We start from the raw sequence: 21,714 nt of genomic DNA on the forward strand, positions 1-21,714 counted from the left end.
AGACCGGGTACTAAACAAACAAAGATGGGATATTGAACGGCTGTTCAGAACTATGAAAACGCAAGGGGTTAACCTTGAAAATACCCCTATGAAAGATTTGGGAAGACTTTCCAAACTTATGACGATTTTATACGCTTCTATAACGGGCCTTACACAAGAATGTGCTTACAAAAAAACAGTCAGAGCACTTTTCTATTCATACTTCACAAGGGGACTCAGGTGGATCAAAGATAAACTCTTATTCTTTGATTTCAGCGATCTTTTAAACTACCTGAAAAAAAGTGAGGGGGAGTATGCTAAATTTCAACGCTCTATTCGAGGCTATTTCGTGGTTCTTTAAAATATCAAATTCAACCTGGATTACTATACGTCACGCCGAGGCGTTCCAGAGGTGAGTGTCGCCATCCTGAGTGGCTTGCTTCCAGCCTTTCAGCACAGGCTACGTCGGGAGAGTCTTCCATGTTTATGCTCGTTGCCGATTTGTTCCTTTTGTATTGAGGAGCAATTTTCTTCCACCACCTTATAACGCTTGCGATTCCAACTGTAAAACGACGCGAATCTTCGTCAAAGCTTAGTCTTTCTTCCTCTTTGATTTCTAACACTCTACGTCGAAAATCTACTGAATATTTAATAGATTATTAATTAAAATCATTTTATTCAGCTTTTGCTATATAAAGGCGAGTTTTTTTAAAAATTATATGCTGAGGTCAATATAAAAAATTGGAAATTTATTATTCTGTGTTGTTTTTTAGTAAAGATTTTTCTAAAATTTGTAAGATGCCCTTAACTTAAATAGATGTCATGTTTCACGATTTTATTTTTCATGGGCGGGACGCAATGGCTTTAGTCCAAAATCGTCTTTTGTGGTTTATTCAGGCATCTTTTGTGGGAATGGGGGTTTTGGTACTTAGATTGTGCTGGGTCAGTATTGCGCTTCGTTCTAAAGCCAAAATTGCTTTAGAATACTCTATGGAAAGGCGGGTCTTGCTGGACGCACAAGGAAAAGTTCTTGCACACAGTTTACCAAGTTTTGCGTTGGCAGCCAATCCTAAAAAAATTATGAACGTAAAAGAAGCTGTGCAAGAACTTCACAGTGTATTGCCTTTTATTTCTAAAAAAGAATTGCATCGGCGCTTGACTTCTAAAAAACCTTTTGTTTGGATTTGTCGTCAGCTGTCTCCCAAAATGCGTCTTAAAATTTTAGCTTTAGGAATTGAAGGGCTAGAGTTGTTTAAAACTCAAAAACGCGTCTACCCTTACGAGAATTTATTCAGCCATGTTTTAGGTGCGGTTGATATTGATCAGCAAGGAATTTCTGGTATTGAAAAGGGGTGTAATGATATCATATTAGATCAAAAACATAAAAAAACTGCTATTTATTTGTCTGTAGATACGCGAATGCAGTACGTGCTACGTAAAGAAATTTTAGCTTGCATGAAAGCTTTTCAGGCACGTGGAGGAAACGGAATTTTAGCTAACATTCATACAGGAGAAATTTTGGCTATGGTGTCTCTTCCAGATTTTAATTCCAATTTGAAAAGTAAAGAGCACTGCGAGTACACGCTAAATCGAAATACCAGTGGAGTTTATGAATTTGGATCGATTTTAAAAATTCATAATTTAGCGTTATTTTTAGAGGAAAAAAGGGGAACGTTAGAAAGTATTTTTGATGCAACGCATCCCTTGGCAATTGGAAGATTTTTAGTAAAAGATTTTAAAGGCAAGTGTCGCCCAATGACTGTTAAGGAAGGGTTTTTGTATTCTTCTAACATCGTCAATGGAAAAATGGCTATAGAATCAGGGGAAGAAGCGCAAAAATTATTCTTTTCTAAACTTTCTTTTTTTCACCCGATCAAACTAGAACTTTCGGAATATGCACTGCCGATTATCCCAAAAAATTGGTCTAAGGCGCGATCTATAACTGCAGGATACGGATACGGTTTTTCCATCACGCCTTTACATATCGTTCAAAGCCTTCAAATATTGTTAAATCAGGGAATGCGTGTTCCTTTAACGCTTTTAAAACGTCACAATAAAGCGATTGCTTTACCTTCTGTTTTAAAATCTCCTGAAATTTCTAAAACTCTTTGGCAAATAATGGAGATGGCAGTAAATACAGGGCAGGCACAAAAAGTTAAAACAAGTTATTGTAGAGTGGGCGCTAAAACTGGAACAGCTAACATCTTAGTTAATGGAAGGTACAAAGAGCACCAAAACTTAACATCTTGTGTGGCAGTGTTTCCGGTGCCTTCACCGTGTTACGTGTTGTTAATTACTATTGACCGTCCAAAAGGAAATGCCTCAACGCATTATTATCATACTGCAGGGTGGATCGCTGCTCCTGTCGTGCGAAGCATTATCGAAAAAATTTCTGGATTTTTAGGAATCATCGATAATACTGGCGAAAAAGAAAAAAAGTAAAAATAATTTTTTAATTATTGAAAAAAATTGTTTTTAATTTGATTGCTCAAATGCTTTGAAGAATTAACAACATTTATAAATTGACTTTGGTTTTAAATTTTGGTATCTAAGCACAAAGGGGTGTAAGGGCTGTGTCGTGCTTAACTGTACAAAAAATATTATTTTTTTAGTTTTAAGTTAGGACTTTTTTTGGAAGTTTTGGAAATAAAAACTGCTTTTTCTAACAGTGAAATTAAAAAAAATTTTAAAAGTGGTGCGCTTTTGTCTCAAAAGATTTATTCTAATGAAGAAAAAAAGTGTCTAGAATCGTATATACGTGATTTGGAAAAGGAATTGTCATTAATTAGGCAAAGTCTTTACCAAGAAACATCTCTTGCTTTGAGAAAAAAAATAAAACAACGTATTCGTATCTTAAAAATTAAATTAAAACAGGCGAAAAAAAAGTTACTTTCCAGAAAAGGAGGAATTATTTTTTCTGAGCCTGAAAAATATTTTGATTTTAGAATAGAAAATTTTAGTAAAGAGGAAAATTTTAGTGAAAAAGAATCAAGACAGTACATTCAGTACTTAGAAAAATTAGAAAAAACAAATAGATTAATAGATTTTTCAAACCAAAAAATAAAGGAAATAAAAAATAAAATAAATGTCATTAACGCAGAAATAAATTTTCCAGAAACAAACGTTACTGAAACAAATCTAGAAAAACTCCAAGAACAAGTCAGACACTTAAATAAAGAACTAGAAGAAGAAAATCGTTTACTAAAAACTTACGACCGAAGAAATCTATTTCAGGAAGATTACTAGGTATTCTCTCTTCTTTTTCTCTAATTTCAGTAAAAAAATTTAAAATCCTTTTACCCCTCAGCCCAAGGCAAAAAGTTAATTTCTGGCATCCTGCGCAAACTGACCCTTTTTGCAAGAATAAAACGAATTTTAGCACTTTTTTGGCGAATCATGTTGAATGCTTCTGGAGAACTTGTACTTAAAAATACATCTGCCTTTCGTAAATCTTTAGAAGAGTGGACCTCCATCACAGTAACTCTTAAGTCTTCTTTACTATGCTCAGAACACAAAATATGATACAAAACTTGAGCGATCTCCTGATGAATCAAATGTTCTAACTTTTTTCTACGCTGATCTTTTTGGTCAACAAACATGCTATTCCTTATAAACCCTTTCAAGACAATGGAACTTCGTAAGTATTTTTACTATGCGTTCTGCTGGGATGAGATTCTTTTAAACAAAAACTCAGTATGAATGCTATCACAAAAAATACATAAATAGCAAGGCACCCCATTTGATAATTGTACAATGTGTACAACGGATGATTTTCCTGATATTGTCCGTCCCAAGATAATTGAATACAGTATCCTACGATAGGATTATGAAGGGCACCACTTAACATTAAGATTGCGTTAATCATACCAACAGAAAGTCCTGCAAGACGACTTGGGCCACTTTCAGATCCGGTAACAAAAACAAGAATTTGCCCTCCTGAAAAAAATCCAAAAGCAAAAAGGTAAAAAGCAGCAATCCAAAAAGAAACACAAGGTCCAAAAAATATCAAACTGCTTAATCCTAAAACACACGTTGCGGATAATTTTAGAAAAAATACTCGTTTTTTAAAAAAATCAGATAAAAAGAAAGCAAAGGAGCTCCGCAACTAGAACCAACAGCCACTAATGCAGAAAGTTTGCTAGCTTGTTTAACAGGAATTCCCAACCACCGTTCTATAAACCCAATGGAAAATGTGTCACTAAAAACAGAAAGAGTAAGGTACAAAGCATATCCATAAGCTCCTAAAATCCATATAGATCTTCTTTTTGCAACACAAAGAAATTCTGCGCGAATTTTTTTCCAATTCCATTGAGATATGGCAGGAACAAAAACATCTTTTGGACCGTTTTTTCCTATCCCCCATACTAAAGCCGCTAAAATTAATCCTATACAGCTAAGAAACAGGATAATTTTTTTCCAAACGTAAGTTTCATTGTGCGATGAGCTATTCATCCACTGTACCATTAAGGGAAGGCCAAAATTTGCACACGCTCCTCCAATTTTTCCGATCGCTGACAATAACCCTACAATGAACGCCAAATAGGTTGGCTTAAACCACAAGGTATTCATTCGAATACTTCCCACAAACGATACTGCTGCTCCTGCTCCGATAAGGCTGCGAGCAATAATAGCCATAGAAAAATTTTGAGAAAACCCAAACAAAAACGCCCCTGTAATACAGGTAAGCATCCCAACACGCAAAACTTTTTTAGGGCCAAATAAATCAAGGAACATCCCTATAGGAATTTGTAAAGAAGCGTAAGTCCAATAATAAACAGAAGAAAAAATTCCCAAGGTTTGTGCATCAATACGAAACTCTTCCATCAGTTGAGGTGCTAATGCATTAGGAGAGCTGCGTAAAAAAAATTGAAACCCATAAAACAAACTGGTAAACAACCAAACCCAAAGTGCATAAAGATGAAATTTATGATGGTGATTTTTTTGCATTTTTATGCCCTCCTTAAACAACAGCTTAGACCATTATAAGAAAAAATCTCAAAAGATCAAAATCCCTTATATTCTAATCACATTGGTTTGCCTTAAAAATAAAGAATGATTGTAAAAAAAAGTACTAAAATATTGTGTATGTTTGTAGTAGATTTTTTCTAAAAAAATCTTTACAATGGGTGTTAGATTTTCATTTAATATATTAAATCATTGAAATCAGAGTTGCATATTGCCATCATTATGGATGGTAACGGTCGTTGGGCGGAAGCTCAAGGGTTAGACCGGTCTGTTGGGCATGTAAAAGGTGCAGAAACTTTACGAAATGTTATAATAGCTGCACTAGAAAATTCAGTGCGATATTTGACGGTTTATGGGTTTTCTACAGAAAATTGGAAACGACCTTTGCAAGAGGTAGGGACTATTTTTAGTATTTTTCAAGATTACTTAAAAAATGAAACCACTAGGCTTCATGAAGAAGGGGTGTGCCTTCGTATTTTAGGAGACAAAACACGCTTTAGCAGCTCGTTGCAGGATTTGATTCAATGGGCTCAAGATCTGACGGTAGATAATGATCGTCTTGGGCTTCAGGTTGCTATGAATTACGGGTCTCGTTTAGAAATCGTTAGTGCTGTTAAGGTGTTAGCAGAAAAATGTACAAAACAAGAAATGGGGGTAGACGACATTACTTGTGAGGCTTTTTCAAGAGTTTTAGAAACTGCTCCTTGGCCTGATCCAGACCTTTTGATTCGTACCGGGGGAGAAGTTCGTTTGAGTAACTATTTGTTATGGCAGCTAAGCTATTCTGAACTTCTGTTTTTAGATACGTATTGGCCAGATTTTACAAAAGAACATTTGGCTCAAGCAATTTCCACTTACCAACAACGCCATCGACGGTATGGCAATTTATTATGAGGCACTAGATCGTTGTCTTCCCAAGAATCTTTATCCCATTATCGTGTTTTAGCGCGCAAGTATCGTCCAAACTTTTTTAAAGAGGTGGTTGGGCAATACCCTTTTGTAGAAATGATTCAAAACGCGTTAAGTCAACCCAAGATTCCAGGAGGGATTTTGTTAACTGGAACGCGCGGTATAGGAAAAACAACCCTGGCAAGGTTAATTGCAAAAACTTTAACATGTCATAAACTTGATAATCAGCGAAGCATTTCTCCCTTAGAGCCGTGCGGTCTGTGCGCTTCTTGCCAAAGTTGTTCTTTGGATACACATCTTGATATTCAAGAAATTGACGCTGCTAGTCACACAGGGGTGGATGATATTCGTGGCTTATTGGAAAGCTGCCATTACCGCTCTTTAAGTGGAGCTTCTTATAGAGTGTATATTATTGATGAAGTACATATGCTTTCTAAAAGTGCTTTTAATGCGCTTCTTAAAACCTTGGAAGAACCTCCGCTTCATGTAAGTTTTATTTTTGCTACTACAGAAGCTCATAAAATTCCAAAAACTATTATTTCTCGATGTCAGCAGTTTTATTTAAGACGACTAGAAGACCAAGAGCTAAAGTCGTATCTAAAAACTATTTGCTTAAAAGAGAACATTTCTTGTCAAGATGCTGTGTATGATTTATTGGTTCAACATGCAGAAGGAAGCATTCGAGATGCGTTTTCTTTACTAGAGCGAGCAATTCTTTTAGCTGGAAAAGAGTTAAAAGAATCGGTAATAAGAAAAATGTTGGGGCTTCCTCAATACGCTCAAGTCCATGAAACATTACGTCTTTTAGGAAAACAAGATATCTCTGCTTTATTGGTCCATGTGCAGCAGCTTTATTATGAAGGGGTGGACCCAAGACGGTTGTTAGAACAAATTGCCCAAGGGTTGTACCGTATTGTTTTAGAACAGTTTTCTGCAAGAAATCGATCTCAGGAAGATTGGGCATCGCTGACTTCTTATTTTGGAATTTCGGATATTACGGCGTTATGGCAGTGTATTGTCCAAGGGTTTGAAGAATTAGAAAAAAGTATGTTTCCCTTTATTTCATTAGAGATGCTTTTGATTCGTATGGCCCACATGAAAAGCTTACCAAATTTGGAGCACATTTTAGATGTATGGAGTGGCCATGCGCTTAGCCAAGCACAGATATCTGATTCCAACGTTCAATCCGATAGTTCTGATAAAAAATCCGATAGAAAAAAACGATGGCCAGTCAAGAAGATTTTCGTGACTTTCTTCATTTTCTAAGTCAGCAACGAGAAGATTTGTTAGGAGCGCAACTGATGAAGAATACAAATTTTTTCAAAGGGAATGAGAATGAAATTTATTTGTATTGGCTACATGAAAAATCTCCAGAAGCTCAGTGGATTACACGTGTAGCAGAAGCAGTTTCTCGTTGGGCTGGTAAAAAGATATCTGTTTATGTTCAAGCCCCAGAAGATTCGACAGTAAGTTGGGAAAGTCAAGAACTACGTCAAAAAACTCAACAAACAGAACAACTTCTAAAGCATCCATTGGTACAAAAAATGCAAAGTGTCTTTCCCGGGCTAAAAGACGAATAAGTAAGTTCCGTGCGTGTACAGTAGTAGACGCTAAAAAATATAACTGGTGTTGTTTTGTGGTCCACCTTTAAGAAATTTAGAAAAAATAAAGATAGACCTTAGCTTAGGAGAGAGCTATAAAAAACGAAGATTTGAGCAATCTTCACTTTCTTACCTAAACAAAGTCCCAATTTTTATTCTTAATTTTTTTTATAGAAGTAAATAATTATTGCTTTTTAAATTATTATTCCTCTTCGGTTTCGGTACTTTCTGCATTTTGTTCGTCAATAGAGCTCATACTTTTTCTATATTTGTCCAAAATATATTGAGAGACCTATTAAGTGCATTGATGTATCGAGAAACCTTATTATCTTTGTTTCCTTCGTTTTTAGTGTGTTCTGCACACTCTTGAGCGATTTTAGTTTTTTCTATCTCAGAAAGGATAGGTCGTTTTGGAAAATCCATTGCTTGTTCTATAGCAGAAATAACTTTTTTCTTCAGAGCTGTTAGATCTTTAACGTTTAAATAATCAAGGTTTTGTTGAGGTATTTTTTTCGCATTTTCATAAAGATCTTTTAATATGTTTTTCAGTATTGTTATATGATCTGATCTATACTGCATTCTTTCCTTTAAGGCAACAGAATCTTTTTTATTCTCGATAAAATTTTCAAAATTTATCAACGGAAGATTTCTTTTTTCATCAAACGTTTTCTCTAGAACTTCTTTTATTTCAATTAGTTCGGGGGATTTGGCTCGATCTGCAGAACATACATAAGCGCTTAACAGGCATAAAATTAAATAAAATTTTTTCATTATAAAATTGATTTTAGTGAATCACTTTGTTATTGTAAAATAAAAAAATTAATTTATTATAAATATTTTTACACTTCATTAGATTGTGATACTACATTATGTTTTTATCATTAAATACAAGTATTTCGTTCATATTAATTTTTTTTATGCATGAATTTAATTGAATTGAAAAAAGTAATATCCTTTATTATTTAATTTTCCTCTACACTGTACTGTTTTAGTACAGTGTTCAGCACAAAATTTATCACATATTCAAAATTTTTCGGTGGTTTAGTTTAGGTAAAGAAGTATGATAGAATCTGTCAATTGGCTTAGAAAAGAGGTGGGGTATGCAATTTATTAATTTAAAAGCTCAATTAGAGCGGTTGCGTTCTGATATTGATAGCGCGATTAAGCGTGTTTTAGATCACGGAATTTTCATCATGGGACCTGAAGTTTATGAACTGGAAAAACAACTAGAAAATTTTTGTGATGTTAAGCATGCCATTACGTGTTCTAACGGAACTGACGCATTAAACCTAGGATTGATGGCATATCAGGTAGGACCAGGAGATGCTGTTTTCGTTCCATCTTTTACCTTTGCTGCTACTGCTGAAGTCGTCGCGTGGAGGGGGGCGGTTCCGGTATTTATTGATGTTCTAGAATCCAGCTATAATATGGATCCGCAAAGCCTCGAGCAAGGAATCTCTCACGCTAAACGCTTAGGATTAACGCCAAAAGGAATTATTCCTGTAGACTTATTTGGTCACCCGGCAGATTATGATGAAATTCAAGCAATAGCAACGGCACATCGTTTATGGATTATTGCAGATGCTGCACAAAGTTTTGGCGCAACATACAAAACAAAAAAAGTAGGAACTATTGGTGATATTGCCACAACCAGTTTTTTTCCTGCAAAACCATTAGGATGCTACGGAGACGGTGGAGCAGTTTTCACCAACGACGACGATCTTGCTTCCATTATTAGGTCGTTGCGTGTACACGGACAAGGAAAAGAAAAATACGACAACGTACGTATCGGAGTAAATTGCCGTTTAGATACTATTCAAGCAGCAATTTTGATAGAAAAAATGAAAGTTTTTCCTGATGAGCTAATGACGCGTCAAAAGATTGCAGACGCTTACCAGCAAGGGATGCAGGATATTTTACACGTTCCTGTTTGCCATAGAGAAGCTACATCTTCTTGGGCTCAGTACACAGTGCGTTTACCTGATGAAGTTTGTCGCAGTACGCTTATGAAAAGGCTGAAAGATGTAGAAATCCCTAGCGTGATATATTACGAAAAACCTTTGCATCTTCAAAGTGCCTATAAAAATTATCCTACAGCAACGGGGGAGAGTTTACCTCAATGCGAAGCGCTATCTAAAAATGTATTAAGTCTGCCTATGAGTGGGTATATGGATGAAGCAGATCGCGTTATTCAAGCGATAAAAAAATGTGTTTGCTGAAGGGGGGATGAAAAGAAGCACCTAGAAAATAGTGTTGGGCCAAACAAACATTCAGATGTTCTTGAATGTTTCTGAATCTTTGCGTATCTTAGCAACATGGGAACTTACTTTGGACGGTTAATCCCCACCTTTTCATAAAATTTACATAAAATCATATTTACGCATATGGTCTAAAGAAGAAACAAATATTATTTTAGCGTCTTTTAGATGGATTTTATGCGTAAATATAGTCTTTACTTGTATCTAAAAACTCCTTCAATACACCAGAATCTAATTCAAACTAATACTATATACTCATGCTAAATGAAATTGTTTAAAAGTTTAATTTATATGTGTTAATAATTTTTCTTATGCAAAGATTTCTGACAGAAGAAGATCGTGTTGCGTTAAGAACGCAGCATCTGCAAGAAAAGACCGACGCGTAGCAAATAGGATTAAGGCAGTTTTGTTGTCCGACAAAGGGTGGAGCTATCGTCAAATTGCTAAGGCTCTTTTGATTGACGATCAGTCGAGGAGTATAAGAAAGATCAAAAGTTAATGGTGTAAAGCAAGGGCTCTGTGAGCAAGCGGAATATTTCACAAACAGCAGAACTTATCGCACATTTGGAAAGCCATAACGTATATGAAAGCAAGCGATATTTGCGGATTATGTTCTTGAATCCTATGGCTGCCAAGACAAGACGTTGCACGCCCATAATTTTTCATTTAAAAAGCCAGAAAGACTGCCCGCAAAGGCAGCCAAGCAGGAAGCCTTTTATTCAATAGTGATGACACACTGCCGGAGGATGAACCTGATGGGAGCCCTTGGATTTGACGGGTGGTATCCTTAGAAACCTTGTGGAGGTTTTTTGATCAGCTTAAAGACGCTTATCCAAAGGCGCCTAGCATTCCCCTGATCTTGGATCAAGACCCTACAAGCAAAGACACCCAAAAAGCAGCAAAAGAAATGGGGGATTGAGGTGCATTATTTTCCACCCCCACAACAAGCTCCCCATCGAAGAATGAATATGTGCGCAATAATCGATTTTTCGTCTCTGCCAAAGAGTTTGGCAAGAGTATACTGCATTTTTTCGACCAAACCGGGGACAAGATCGCCATGGATCTTGTCGAGCGCGCCAATGACAATTTTCAACGCATTAGTCCAACACTTTCAGTTTGATTTAGTATATGTATGCTTTTGAAGCTACCTATAAAAACCTGAATCATCTCACGCAGAAAAACGATCTGCATTTTGGAAAAACTTCATAAGTATAGGGATTTTATTCAGCTCTATCATTTTTATCGATGAAAGCGGATTTGCTTATGACAGGCCAAGAACTCGTGGTTTCCTAAATGAGTTTTTTGTTTTGGAACCCATGACGGAGGGTAAAAAGCAGAACCAGCGTAATTGGTGTGGTATTAAATAGGGAGCCTCTTACTGTGAGATTGGTTTAAAATACTCTTAACGCAGCTATTTTTGACGATTGGGTAAAAGTGTACTTGTCATAGATTTCCATTTTTCATAAGGGGAAAAAGACGAAAAAATTCTGGAAAAGGCTGGACACGAAATTAATTTATTTATCGCTATTCCAGATCTTATAGTGACTACAATTATAAATATTTTATATTGTTCGCACTGTATTACTTCACTTTTATGTTGGGTCCGCTATAATCCAAAACAAAGATTTGTCTTGGAATACAATCCATTACCGATACTGCGTGTACAAAAGCGGAATCAGCAATTTAAATCAATAACGGTGAGAAATAAAAACAGTATTACATATTGAACATGTTGTAATCCCATTTTTTAAAACCGTTGCTAGTATAAAAATCTTTAAGAAATTTTAATTGTTTAATATTATAATCATCAAGATGAGTTAAATAAAAAAATAATGATGATGAAAAAAATTTTTAGCTTTTTATTTTTAAATATCGCATTCGTCTATGCTCAAAAAGAAAGCGTAGAGGAATTAAAAAATCAAATACAGTATAGAAAAGAGACTCTACTTGAAGGGGGGGCACTCAATAAAAACACTCCTAGTTTCGATCAAAGCTCTCAAATAGAGGAAAAAATTTCTGAATTAGCTTCATTTTTAGGGGGAATGGACTATAAGAGTCTTGAATCGGAAAAACAAAAGATCGAAGAAAAAATTTTAGATACGGTAAAAAAGATAATTGAGATTAACAAAGGTTCCGTGGAAAATTGGTGTAAAAAAGTTTCTCTAAACAAATACGAAACTCTGTCTTCTAAAGAAGAATACATAAAACAATCTTTAAAAAATGAATTTTTGTTCACAAAAATTCAAGAAAATATATCTTTTTATCTAAACAATGCGAAAGAACATTCGGAAAACTCAGAAGGAGGAAAAGAAACTGAAAGCACTGTTAAAAGTTTAGAAAAAAAAGCAAGTTTTTTTCAAGAATTGAAAGATTTATTGACTGAAGAATATAAAAACAAACTTTCTGCATTTACTTTAAAAAATCAGATACAAAATTACAAAAGAAAAGATTCAGAAAGTGTGAACAATTTTAAAAAAATTACTGACTTAGAAAACGATTGGCGATTAAGAAACGCGTGGAACCAAAGAAATCTCGAAGTTGTAGATGGAAAAATTGTTGAAAAAACTGATTTAGGTAAATTAGAACTGGAAAGTGCAGAAGAATTGGGTAAGGACACAAGAAAATTAAAAGTTCCCGAAGATCTAAAAAAAATTTCGCATATCGAAGACAAAAATGGAAAAAATATGCGTTTAACATTTCAGGAATGAGTGTTAGTTAAATTTCAATAAAAGCAGAATAATTTAATAAAAAAGAATAAAAATAAAAATTAGTAAATGATCATTTACTAATTTTTTTTGTATTATAAATTTCTGAAATCTTTTGTCTATTAAGATGGATTTGAGCTCTTCCCTTAATTTAAGGAAAAATCACTGAAAAGCAAGACTTCTTGACCTTTTGTTGGATTTTTTCTAAATTTAAATCCTGTGTATTTTTTAAACGGGCAGATGGTAAAAAATTCTGGTATTCCCTTTGACATTCAAGATGAGTGGAACTCATTAGTTTCAGAAATTCGAATGCATAACCGTTTATATTACGAAGAAGATCTTCCCCTTATTTCTGATGAAGATTATGATGCGTTGTATCAGCGGTTAGTGCAACTAGAAAGTCGCTTTCCTGAGCTAATAAACGAAGAAAGTCCTACACAAAAAATTCATGTGCAGTTACAAGATGATGCAGAAGAAGTTACTCATTTATTTCCTTTATATTCTTTAGATAGTGTGTATACCTTTGAAGAAGTTGAACAATTTGTAACCCGAACATCTAAAGCTCAGGAAAAAGAAAAAATTTGCTACGTTGTTGAAGGAAAAATTGATGGATTGACTTTAGCGCTCCATTATAAAAAAGGAAGACTAGTTTCTGCTGCAACGCGGGGAAATGGTAAAGTCGGAGAAAATGTTACAAAGCACATAGTGCATATCAGCAATATTCCTTTTGAGATCACCTTTGATTCCATTCCAGAGGATTTAGAAATAAGGGGAGAGGTGTACATTGAATCACGTGATTTTGAAGCTTTTAATCAGTATCGGTATAAAAAAGGAGAAACTTGCTTTTCTAATCCAAGAAATGCTGCCGCAGGAGCTTTGCGCCATTTGGACCCTGCGCACACAATGCACAGAGGATTAAAATTTGCTGTTCATGGAGTTTGGCCTCAAATTGAATCTTCGTACAGTAATGCCATGAAATTACTAAAATCATTGGGATTTTATATGCCTCTATCTTGCGGTTTTGGAAAAACAGCAAAAGAGTTACTGAAATATTTTGAGGAAATCTCACTAGAAAGAGAGTCTTTAGATTACCAAATAGACGGACTTGTTTATAAAGTAGATGATTGGGAACACAGCAATCATCTAGGATATCGCGCAAAAAGTCCTCGTTTTGCCATTGCGCATAAGTTTCCTGCACAAAGCAGTATTACAGTGCTTGAAGATATTCAAATTCAGGTAGGACGCACAGGAATATTAACGCCAGTGGCGATTTTGTCTCCTGTTTTATTGGGGGGGGTTCAGATCACGCGTGCAACTTTACATAACGAAGATGAGATTCTAAAAAAAGATTTTCGAATAGGGGATCGGGTACGCATTCAAAGAGCAGGAGACGTCATTCCTCAAGTCTGTGAGGTGGTCTATCCTAAATACAGAAACAATTCTTCTGAAGACAATGGAAGATTTGTTTTTCCTTCCTCTTGTCCAGCGTGCGAAGGTTCTGTGATACGTTTAAAAGGAGAGTCAGCATGGCGATGTATTTCTGGATTAAAGTGTCCTGCTCAAAAAATTTGGTCTCTTTATCATTTCGTTTCTAAGGAAGGTATGGACATTCAAGGATTGGGACCGCAAAACGTTCGTGCATTGTATCAAGCAGGAATCTTAACAGAGCTAGTAGATCTTTTTACTTTATCTCAGCACAAAGAATATTGGCTAACGTTAGAAGGATGGAGGGAAAAATCCGTTGAAGGAGTTCTGCGATCTATTGAGCATCGACGTAATAATATTTCAGCAGAATCATTTTTTTACGCCTTAAGTATTCCGCACGTAGGAAAGGTTACAGCAGCACTTTTGGCAAAAAATTTTTCTCCTGAAACATTAATTACGATGCCAAAAGAGGTACTACAAGAAATATTAATCACAATGCAAGGAATAGGGGCTGTATTAGCTGAATCTATTGCGAATTTTTTTTATCACAACTCTTTACAAATTCAAAAAATTTTAGCTTATCTTTCTTTTAAAAAAAATGAAAAAATTCAAGTTTTTTTACCCTTGCAGGGGAAAAAAGTCGTTTTCACTGGGCATTTTCAGCACGGAACTCGTCAGAATTTTGAAAAAGAAGCAGAGCGGTTTGGTGCAGCAATTGGAAGTCAGGTTTCTAAAAATACACACTATCTAGTAGTGGGAGAAAAACCCGGATCAAAATATGCACGAGCAAAAGAGTTGAAAATTCAAACCCTCACAGAAGAAGAGTGGATGGCATTTTTGCAAACCTTTTTATCTTAAGCTTGGTGGGGTTTTGTTCTGGAAAAAATTGTTGTCCGTTTTGAGAAAAGAAAAAATACACTCGAAACAGCATAAAAAGATATATAAAAAAATTAAAAATGCGATATTAAAATAGTAAAAACTTGCTTAGAAACAAAACGTGCGAAAAGTTTCTCTAAATGGGGATAATCACTATAGACATTCTCAAAAAAAATGTTAGAATCAGGAGAGATTATAAATTGCGGATATGGTGAAATTGGTAGACACGCCAGATTTAGGTTCTGGTGGCTTGTGCCTTGGGGGTTCGAGTCCCTTTATCCGCACCAATTGAAAAGTTAAGGAAAATTACATGCTAGAAAAGAAAGTACAAGAGATACGTTCTGTTGTTTTAGATGGGATATCTATCCAGGAGGGGCTTAACGAAGAAACTAAAAAAATTGCTTCAAAGCAAAAAGTTCCAGGGTTTAGGTTGGGCATGGTGCCTTTGGATATTCTTTTTGGTATGTATAGGGAAAATATTGTCTCATCAGTTCTCGATCGAGTTTTGAAAGAAAAAATTAAGGAGTTACCAGAATATCAAGAAGCCTTTAGGTATTCTGTTGATTTTGATGAGTCTGTTCAGGTTGAAATGGGGGTTCCTTCAGATATTTCAGTACAGGTTACATTTGCTTATTCTTCACACTTTTCAGAAATAGAGTGGTCAGAGTTTGCGTTGCCGGTTTTAGATGATGATATTTCGCCAGAAAACGTTCATACTTTTGTAGGAAGATATCTTAAGCAGTTTAATCGTTCCGAGCCTCTTGATGTTCCAAGACCTTCAGAGCTTGGGGATACTCTTCGTCTTCGAATCACTATAAAGTCTGATGGTCAAGAGCGTACTTCTGTTTTAAATGTTTTACTGTCAAGTGAAAATTTTCCAGAGGACGCGGGAATTGAAGATTTTATTGGGATTGAGTCCGGACACACTATCAGTCAACGCGTAAAGGTTCCAAAGTCTTTTTCACAAGTGCCCCTTGCAGGGAAAAAGGTAAATTTTTCTTTGGTAGTAGAAGAAGTGCGGCGTACGGTTGCTTGCGAAATGGATGACGATAGTGCGAAATATGTCGTTGGGTGTACTCTTGAAACGTTGTTAGATCGGGCGAAGTTGCTTTTAAAGAAGTTTGTTCAAAAACTTTCCTACGAAGTTCAGAAAAATTGTTTGGAAGTGAAAATTTTTAATATAAAAGACGTTTCTGTTTCAGACATGTTAAGAAAGCACCGTGAATTAGAGTTGCGGAAAGAATACACGGGAAATTCAGCTTTTGAAAACCTGGTTCCAAAGGATCAGCAGTCAGGGTGGTTTGGGGAAATCGCACAAGGGATATTGTTAACAGAGATGTTTATAAAAGATTATTGTTCTAAGCATCCTGAAGCTTGTGAATACAGTTCACAGGATGTTGTGAATTTTTTGGAAAATTTAGGAAATTCTAAGGGGGTTTCTCCCGATCAATTGGTGCGTAAATACTTAAAGGATAGAAATTTTCACGTTTCTGTAAATGATGCAATTCGGTATGAAAAAGTGATAAGGGATATTATTGGGCGTTGTGCTCTTCAGGATCCGAAAGATGTTGTGAGCTCTTTATGGAAAGAAGCTTCATTAAATCAGAAAAAGTATGCAGAGCTTTTTGGAAAGTTTTTGGAAGATGTTTCTGTTTCCGATTATATTCAAAAAATTTCTTTGAAAGAAGTAGATCTGCGTGGCGCCCCCGATGCGCGGAGTAAAGATATTATTGAAAACGACGAGGCGGTTGATCAAGGTGAAATGAGCGAATCTAGTAAACCAGAACAAGAAACAAATTCTTTACAGAAAGAAGATGTGCTTCAAACGGATCAAGAAAATTCACAGAAGTAGTAAAAAGATAAAGGGGTGTTGCACAAATATTCATTAATAAAATCGAAAATAGTATAGTAACAAAGAAAGCAAGGAGATGTGGTTGGAAATGAGTTATTTGGTTCCTATGGTAGTAGAACAAAGCGGAAGAGGAGAAAGGGCTTATGATATCTATTCTCGTTTGCTTAAAGAGCGTATTGTTTTTCTCACGGGACCTATAGAAGACCATAGCGCTTCTCTTATTTGTGCACAGTTGTTGTTTCTAGAGTCAGAATCACCGGGGAAAGATATATTCTTGTACATAAACTCTCCGGGGGGAGTAATAACTTCTGCTTTTAGTATTCATGATACAATGCAGTATATTCGGTCAGATGTGGTTACCGTGTGTTTAGGGCAAGCATGTTCTGCAGGATCTTTTTTATTAGCAGCAGGAAAAAAAGGAAAACGCTACATTCTTCCTAATGCTCGAGTGATGATTCATCAGCCTTCTGGTGGCGCGCAAGGACAAGCCACAGATATTGAAATTCATGTTAAGGAGATTCTTTATCTAAAAAGACTTTTAAATCAACTGTACTCTGAGTATACAGGAAAAACTTTAGAAGAGGTAACTTCTGCTATGGAAAGAGACAACTTTATGTCTGCTAAGGGAGCTATAGATTTTGGTCTTGTTGACCATATCATGGAACCCGGTATGAGGCCGGATAATCAATAAAGGTTTTAATTTGCCCTTTGCGAGGATGTTTTCTTTAGGGCTTTATGGCATAATAGAATAAATGTATAACAGAAGGGAGCACTAGATGGATAAAAAAAATGGGGTAGAGACAGAAACCATTTTGCGTTGTTCTTTTTGTGGAAAGAGCCAATACGAAGTGCAAAAGTTGATTGCTGGTCCTACAGTTTTTATTTGTAACGAGTGTATTGAATTATGTAACGACATTTTGAAAGAAGAAAATCGAAGAAATCGCTTTTCGAGCGCTGGAGATAACAAGAATAAAATTCCTGTTCCATGGGACATCAAAGCAACTTTAGATGAGTATGTTATCGGCCAAACAAAAGCAAAGCGTGTGCTTTCTGTTGCTATGTACAATCATTATAAGAGAATTGAGCACGAAAATCTTTCAGGGAGTGATGTAAGGATTTCTAAGTCTAATATCTTAATGGTAGGGTCTACTGGATGTGGAAAAACTTTGTTAGCAGAAACGTTGGCAAAAACTTTAGACGTTCCTTTCATTGTTGCAGATGCTACTGCTTTGACAGAGGCTGGATACGTAGGGGAAGATGTAGAAAACATTGTTCAAAAATTACTTCAGAATGCAGATTATGATGTTGAAAAAGCGCAAAAAGGAATTATTTACATCGACGAGATCGATAAAATTGCTAGAAAAGGAGATAATCCTTCTATAAGTAGAGATGTTTCTGGAGAAGGTGTTCAGCAAGCACTGTTAAAGCTTATCGAAGGCACAAAAGCTCTGGTTCCTCCGTTAGGTGGGCGTAAGCATCCGCAGCAAGAGTTTGTTCAGGTCGATACTTCAGAAATTCTGTTTATTTGTGGAGGAGCGTTTTCAGGATTAGATAAGATCATTTTAAAGCGTCTAAAAGGGCAATCCATTGGATTTTTGTCTCAATCTAATCAAGAGCAATTTGATTCTCAGGATATATTAAGTCATATTCAAACAAAAGATTTGGTAGATTATGGAATGATCCCTGAGTTTATTGGACGTCTTCCTGTTATCGTCTCTCTGGAAGATTTGGACGAGGAAGCTTTAATTAAAGTTTTAACCGAACCTAAAAACGCTTTGATTAAGCAGTATAAAAAGTTATTTGCTATGGAAGGGGTAGAACTGACTGTAACAAATGGCGCGCTTAGGTCTGTGGCTAAAGAAAGTTTAAGACTAAAAAGCGGTGCAAGAGGTCTTCGCGCCATTTTGGAAAAAGCTCTTCAAGATACTATGTATGATATACCTTCTCTTCAAGGGCTAAAAGAAGTCATGGTAGATGAAAAAGTTATTTTAGAAGGAAGCGCCCCTTTGATGACATACAAAATAGAAAAAAACCAAAAAGTATACTAAAAAGAGTGATTTTAACTCTTTGTTTTTGTCGAGCGAAGATAGACTTTTTTCTAAATGCGTTCGATAAGTTTGTAATTTTTTAAAAGCTTTTTTTGTTTGGTGCTGACGTTAAATCCTGCACAAGTGAAACATGCAAGATGGAGGCTTTAAGGATTTTTACTCCCCCCGGCATAAATCCATCTCCGTTGAGGTGAAAAAGGGGAAGATCTTGGATAAACAATGCGATTTTTCCAAAATGCTTGCCAAGTATTTGGGCAATACCATCCAAAAATTCCATAGCAGCCTGAAAGAAGGTACCGATCCAGAGCTTGGGCTAAAAACTGCAGCTCTTTTTGATTTTTAGCGCTTTTGACTTGTTGAATCAGTGCATCTATATTGATATCAGAAATTCCTGCCATATTATAGCTTCCAGCTTTGTCTGCCGAATGGCTGCTGTAAATCAACTCTAACTCTTGTCCTGGAAAACTGCTGGATATTCCCATCATTCCCCAAATCATGTCATAATCAAAAGATGATTTCACTGATTGATAGGCTGCCTGATCTAAAGAAATAATGTTAAGTTCAACTCCTATCAAGGCGGCTCGTGCTTGAAAAAATTGCAGCCATTCGTCTCGCATTGACTTGGGAATGCAAACCTTTACTTGAAGAAAACCTAAAGTCTCATGAAACAATTTACCATTTCTTAATTTCCATCCTCCTTCTTTTAAAAAAGAAAGCGCAGCTTTGCTGCGTTGATGCCACGTTCCTGGTAACTGCGTAAAATATTCAGCGGGCTGTGTCCAGGTTTCTTCTGGAGCGTTAAACGATTTTAAAATTCTTTTTACCTCAAAAGAAGCACTGCCTTTGGCCATACAGGAAGTATTTTGAAAAAATGAACAAATTCTTTTGTATTTTTTATAAAAAAATTTTTGATTTAGTGTATCAAAATCTAGCAAAAGACTTAATGCCCAACGCACGCGAATATCTTGAAATATTGGTTTTCGCGTATTAAACAAAAGTCCAGTAATGGGAACAGAGTCTTTATAGAAAACTTCTTGTTTTTTAACAATTCCTTGAGTAACTTCATTGAAATTATACCCATTCATCCAGCGTTTTGCACTGCGCTCAAAAAAGCAGTGAAGTTCTCCTTTTTTAAACGCTTCAAACATACTGTCATCTTCTTTGAAGTAAATGTATTTGATCGTAGAAAATCGGTACATATCTTTTCCACAAGAACGATTTGCTCCCCACCACTGAGGAACCTTTTGAAAACGAACAAACTCCCCTTCTTGATGTGCTTCCACCTTGTAAGGTCCGCACCCCACGGGAATCTTGGGAACACCGTGCTGATAAACAGATTTTGGAAGAACTACCATTTCTGAAATAGTTAAAGCAGCCTCTTGGGGAGCATTTTTTTCTAAATAAAATACTACTCCAGACAATTTTTTTCCAGACTGAATCAATGGGTAAGAAACAAGCTCTGCTTTAGAAATTCCAGAAAAATATGATTTAAATATAGAAGAATTTTTAGTTAAAAAATAAAAACTAAAAACAACATCTTCTGGAAGAACTGCAGCACCATTATGAAACTTTGCGTCACTATCAATCCAAAAAACCACACGATCTTTGTAACGCTGTACATGCCGAGCTACATAGCTGTAAGCTATTCCTGGTTCTTGTTCCGAAGGCAAAAAAAGACGCCCATGAAGAAGCTCTACTATTCCTTGGGCGCACACATTACGTTCTTGCCAAAACTCTAGAGTATTAAAAGTGCCCTGAGCGCCCAAACAAAGTTCTTTTCCTTCAGTGATTTTAGAGTCTTTCCAGGGAAAATTGTGTAAAGGCCAAAGAGGAACGCTATCAAAAAAAACCCCCAAAAAGGATTCAATTTTAGCATGATCAGTACAAAAAGAAACTTCCTCAAGTACTAATAAAAAAAAACCTACACAAAAACGCGAAAAAAATTTTAATTTCATCAGATTACTTTATTTTATGCTCTTTAAACATTACATGCTTTCGAATTTTTTTGTCGTACTTCTTCAAGCTTAATTTTTCTTTTTTTGCACCCGTTTTTGTTACATAAAATGTCCCGGTTCCTGCTGTGCTAATCATACGAATTAAGTTGCTTTTTTTTTTTGCCATACCCACTTCCCTCCAACTATACTTGACAAATTCTAACAATTTTTTTTATCGAAGTCCACAGGAATTACATAAAAGATTTCAAAGAATTGAACAAGAAACACCCTTATCGCAGCACTTCAATAAAATTATCAAAAAATGAATTAACGAATACTTCTTCTGTGTAAGTTGCACTAGGCTATGCCCTACATTAAGCCAAGGGCTCAATGAATGGCGCCCAGAAATTTTGCAGACATTTTATCACAGCGTAGGGCAATGGGCTTTGAGTTTGGAAAAAAAAATCTCGATCAAATGACGGGATTTAAAGGTATTTGTCATAATGCTTCAGGGGGAACGCCCCTTTTCTTTTGAGTTTTTTCCACATACGATTTATCGGTAAGCGCTCCATCAGCCTTCACGAGGTGATCCATCACTCTCTCCTTATCATGATCCTTACATTTTGTCAAGTAAAAATCGATTAGATGGTCTTGTATATCAAAGATTGCATGGATCTTAGTGTTTCAACGGCCTAGTTCTCGCTTTTTAGTACAACTGTGTTGATTGGGTATGCAAGATCGTTCATTGAGTGCGAGTTGTCAGCATTACGGGCTAAGATTTCTGACTCTAAACAGTGTGTATGGATTTGAAATTTCCAAAACGTTCTGGAAAATTTTTCCACGACATCTCTGTGTAGATAGGGGTACAAAACAGCTTCCGTAAACTTTTCTTGGGCGGACCTTTTTGTTTTCCAGGAAAAAGATTTTTTATCCTCTCCTACTGGTCATATCGTAACGCATTCTTAAAAAATACAGAAAAAATCAACTTAATCGAGGACGCCCCTTAACAAAACTTAACAAAATTTATGAATAATGAATATGGTTTTTTTAAAAAATATTAAAAACCTATTTGTACTTGTTAAATGTAAAATTTTAAATTCTTATTACATTGATACACCTGAAAAATCAAAAAGTTTTTGACAAAAATATTTAATAGAGGTGA

19 protein-coding genes, 1 tRNA gene and 1 pseudogene are annotated in these 21,714 nt (G+C 35.7%); 14 read left to right on the forward strand and 7 right to left on the reverse strand.

Translation table 11 applies throughout. The annotated features are described in order from the left end of the window. From HE1_RS08930 to HE1_RS03780, 3 genes and pseudogenes are all read left to right on the forward strand, one after another. Window positions 1-340 (forward strand): annotated as a pseudogene (locus HE1_RS08930) (hypothetical protein); the annotation flags it as partial. A 497-nt stretch (window positions 341-837) separates the two neighbouring features. Beyond that, window positions 838-2,421, forward strand: coding sequence for a peptidoglycan D,D-transpeptidase FtsI family protein (locus tag HE1_RS03775; RefSeq protein ID WP_162531242.1), 1,584 nt, complete (start codon window positions 838-840; stop codon window positions 2,419-2,421). 189 nt (window positions 2,422-2,610) lie between these two features. Further along, window positions 2,611-3,225 carry a hypothetical protein gene (locus tag HE1_RS03780; RefSeq protein ID WP_035544898.1) on the forward strand — a complete coding sequence of 205 codons (615 nt, stop codon included), beginning with the start codon at window positions 2,611-2,613 and terminating at the stop codon, window positions 3,223-3,225. A gap of 50 nt (window positions 3,226-3,275) precedes the next feature. On the opposite strand, the gene HE1_RS03785 is transcribed toward HE1_RS03780, so the two are convergent. From HE1_RS03785 to HE1_RS03795, 3 genes are read right to left on the reverse strand one after another with little or no spacing between them, the layout of a single operon-like run. Continuing rightward, a complete protein-coding gene (locus HE1_RS03785) occupies window positions 3,276-3,578 on the reverse strand; it encodes a ribosome-binding factor A (RefSeq protein ID WP_024161471.1) in 303 nt (100 codons plus the stop codon). Window positions 3,579-3,598: 20 nt separating this feature from the next. Then, window positions 3,599-3,988, reverse strand: a complete 390-nt coding sequence (locus HE1_RS03790; protein ID WP_035544900.1) for an MFS transporter — start codon at window positions 3,986-3,988, stop codon at window positions 3,599-3,601. 35 nt (window positions 3,989-4,023) lie between these two features. After that, the gene (locus HE1_RS03795) at window positions 4,024-4,926 is read right to left on the reverse strand and encodes an MFS transporter (protein WP_035544901.1); all 903 of its coding nucleotides are present in this window, start codon (window positions 4,924-4,926) and stop codon (window positions 4,024-4,026) included. Window positions 4,927-5,136: 210 nt separating this feature from the next. Between HE1_RS03795 and uppS the strand changes: the two genes are divergently transcribed. From uppS to HE1_RS03810, 3 genes are read left to right on the forward strand one after another with little or no spacing between them, the layout of a single operon-like run. Continuing rightward, the gene (gene uppS, locus HE1_RS03800) at window positions 5,137-5,838 is read left to right on the forward strand and encodes a polyprenyl diphosphate synthase (RefSeq protein ID WP_023491528.1); all 702 of its coding nucleotides are present in this window, start codon (window positions 5,137-5,139) and stop codon (window positions 5,836-5,838) included. A 12-nt stretch (window positions 5,839-5,850) separates the two neighbouring features. Further along, entirely contained in the window at window positions 5,851-7,119 is a 1,269-nt protein-coding gene (dnaX, locus tag HE1_RS03805; RefSeq protein WP_052567327.1) for a DNA polymerase III subunit gamma/tau, read from the forward strand. Further along, complete coding sequence (locus HE1_RS03810) at window positions 7,077-7,433, forward strand: hypothetical protein (protein ID WP_162480320.1); 357 nt, start codon at window positions 7,077-7,079, stop codon at window positions 7,431-7,433. The genes dnaX and HE1_RS03810 overlap by 43 nt, the downstream gene beginning before the upstream one ends. Window positions 7,434-7,706: 273 nt before the next feature. Here the strand turns inward: HE1_RS03810 and HE1_RS03815 are convergent, their stop codons facing one another. Further along, window positions 7,707-8,225 carry a hypothetical protein gene (locus tag HE1_RS03815; protein WP_035544907.1) on the reverse strand — a complete coding sequence of 173 codons (519 nt, stop codon included), beginning with the start codon at window positions 8,223-8,225 and terminating at the stop codon, window positions 7,707-7,709. 329 nt (window positions 8,226-8,554) lie between these two features. Between HE1_RS03815 and HE1_RS03820 the strand changes: the two genes are divergently transcribed. Both HE1_RS03820 and HE1_RS08935 read left to right on the forward strand, forming a co-directional pair. Then, window positions 8,555-9,673, forward strand: coding sequence for a DegT/DnrJ/EryC1/StrS family aminotransferase (locus HE1_RS03820; RefSeq protein ID WP_035544909.1), 1,119 nt, complete (start codon window positions 8,555-8,557; stop codon window positions 9,671-9,673). 817 nt (window positions 9,674-10,490) lie between these two features. Beyond that, window positions 10,491-10,631, forward strand: coding sequence for a hypothetical protein (locus tag HE1_RS08935; RefSeq protein ID WP_162531243.1), 141 nt, complete (start codon window positions 10,491-10,493; stop codon window positions 10,629-10,631). Between the two features lie 6 nt (window positions 10,632-10,637). Here HE1_RS08935 and HE1_RS08940 read toward each other — a convergent pair whose 3' ends face one another. Continuing rightward, on the reverse strand, window positions 10,638-10,805 hold the full coding sequence (locus HE1_RS08940) for a hypothetical protein (RefSeq protein WP_162531244.1): 168 nt from the start codon (window positions 10,803-10,805) through the stop codon (window positions 10,638-10,640). A 745-nt stretch (window positions 10,806-11,550) separates the two neighbouring features. Here HE1_RS08940 and HE1_RS03830 point away from each other — a divergent pair. The 6 genes from HE1_RS03830 (at window position 11,551) to clpX (ending at window position 18,618) form a co-directional block, all read left to right on the forward strand. After that, on the forward strand, window positions 11,551-12,420 hold the full coding sequence (locus HE1_RS03830; protein ID WP_035544911.1) for a hypothetical protein: 870 nt from the start codon (window positions 11,551-11,553) through the stop codon (window positions 12,418-12,420). Window positions 12,421-12,657: 237 nt separating this feature from the next. Further along, window positions 12,658-14,700, forward strand: coding sequence for an NAD-dependent DNA ligase LigA (gene ligA, locus HE1_RS03835; protein ID WP_162480322.1), 2,043 nt, complete (start codon window positions 12,658-12,660; stop codon window positions 14,698-14,700). Window positions 14,701-14,920: 220 nt separating this feature from the next. Next, window positions 14,921-15,005 (forward strand) — tRNA-Leu (locus tag HE1_RS03840). A gap of 23 nt (window positions 15,006-15,028) precedes the next feature. Then, window positions 15,029-16,570, forward strand: coding sequence for a trigger factor (locus HE1_RS03845; protein WP_035544913.1), 1,542 nt, complete (start codon window positions 15,029-15,031; stop codon window positions 16,568-16,570). A gap of 76 nt (window positions 16,571-16,646) precedes the next feature. Then, window positions 16,647-17,261, forward strand: coding sequence for an ATP-dependent Clp protease proteolytic subunit (locus HE1_RS03850; protein ID WP_006291323.1), 615 nt, complete (start codon window positions 16,647-16,649; stop codon window positions 17,259-17,261). A gap of 85 nt (window positions 17,262-17,346) precedes the next feature. After that, the gene (gene clpX / locus HE1_RS03855) at window positions 17,347-18,618 is read left to right on the forward strand and encodes an ATP-dependent Clp protease ATP-binding subunit ClpX (protein WP_006291321.1); all 1,272 of its coding nucleotides are present in this window, start codon (window positions 17,347-17,349) and stop codon (window positions 18,616-18,618) included. Window positions 18,619-18,764: 146 nt separating this feature from the next. Here clpX and HE1_RS03860 read toward each other — a convergent pair whose 3' ends face one another. Beyond that, window positions 18,765-20,573, reverse strand: a complete 1,809-nt coding sequence (locus HE1_RS03860) for an ABC transporter substrate-binding protein (RefSeq protein WP_035544916.1) — start codon at window positions 20,571-20,573, stop codon at window positions 18,765-18,767. Between the two features lie 4 nt (window positions 20,574-20,577). After that, window positions 20,578-20,739, reverse strand: a complete 162-nt coding sequence (gene rpmG, locus HE1_RS03865; protein ID WP_024161391.1) for a 50S ribosomal protein L33 — start codon at window positions 20,737-20,739, stop codon at window positions 20,578-20,580. Window positions 20,740-21,714 lie beyond the last annotated feature (975 nt).

It is taken from the genome of Holospora elegans E1 (genome assembly GCF_000648275.1).
Taxonomy (GTDB): Bacteria; Pseudomonadota; Alphaproteobacteria; order Holosporales; family Holosporaceae; genus Holospora; species Holospora undulata_A.

Coding starts and splice junctions, on each gene's coding strand:
- HE1_RS03830 (WP_035544911.1), top strand. CDS start 11,551: ATGAAAAAAATTTTTAGCTTTTTATTTTTAAATATCGCATTCGTCTAT.
- HE1_RS03785 (WP_024161471.1), bottom strand. CDS start 3,578: ATGTTTGTTGACCAAAAAGATCAGCGTAGAAAAAAGTTAGAACATTTG.
- HE1_RS03850 (WP_006291323.1), top strand. CDS start 16,647: ATGTGGTTGGAAATGAGTTATTTGGTTCCTATGGTAGTAGAACAAAGC.
- HE1_RS03795 (WP_035544901.1), bottom strand. CDS start 4,926: ATGCAAAAAAATCACCATCATAAATTTCATCTTTATGCACTTTGGGTT.
- clpX (WP_006291321.1), top strand. CDS start 17,347: ATGGATAAAAAAAATGGGGTAGAGACAGAAACCATTTTGCGTTGTTCT.
- HE1_RS03845 (WP_035544913.1), top strand. CDS start 15,029: ATGCTAGAAAAGAAAGTACAAGAGATACGTTCTGTTGTTTTAGATGGG.
- HE1_RS03815 (WP_035544907.1), bottom strand. CDS start 8,225: ATGAAAAAATTTTATTTAATTTTATGCCTGTTAAGCGCTTATGTATGT.
- HE1_RS03820 (WP_035544909.1), top strand. CDS start 8,555: ATGCAATTTATTAATTTAAAAGCTCAATTAGAGCGGTTGCGTTCTGAT.
- rpmG (WP_024161391.1), bottom strand. CDS start 20,739: ATGGCAAAAAAAAAAAGCAACTTAATTCGTATGATTAGCACAGCAGGA.
- HE1_RS03775 (WP_162531242.1), top strand. CDS start 838: ATGGCTTTAGTCCAAAATCGTCTTTTGTGGTTTATTCAGGCATCTTTT.
- HE1_RS03860 (WP_035544916.1), bottom strand. CDS start 20,573: ATGAAATTAAAATTTTTTTCGCGTTTTTGTGTAGGTTTTTTTTTATTA.
- HE1_RS03810 (WP_162480320.1), top strand. CDS start 7,077: ATGGCCAGTCAAGAAGATTTTCGTGACTTTCTTCATTTTCTAAGTCAG.
- ligA (WP_162480322.1), top strand. CDS start 12,658: ATGGTAAAAAATTCTGGTATTCCCTTTGACATTCAAGATGAGTGGAAC.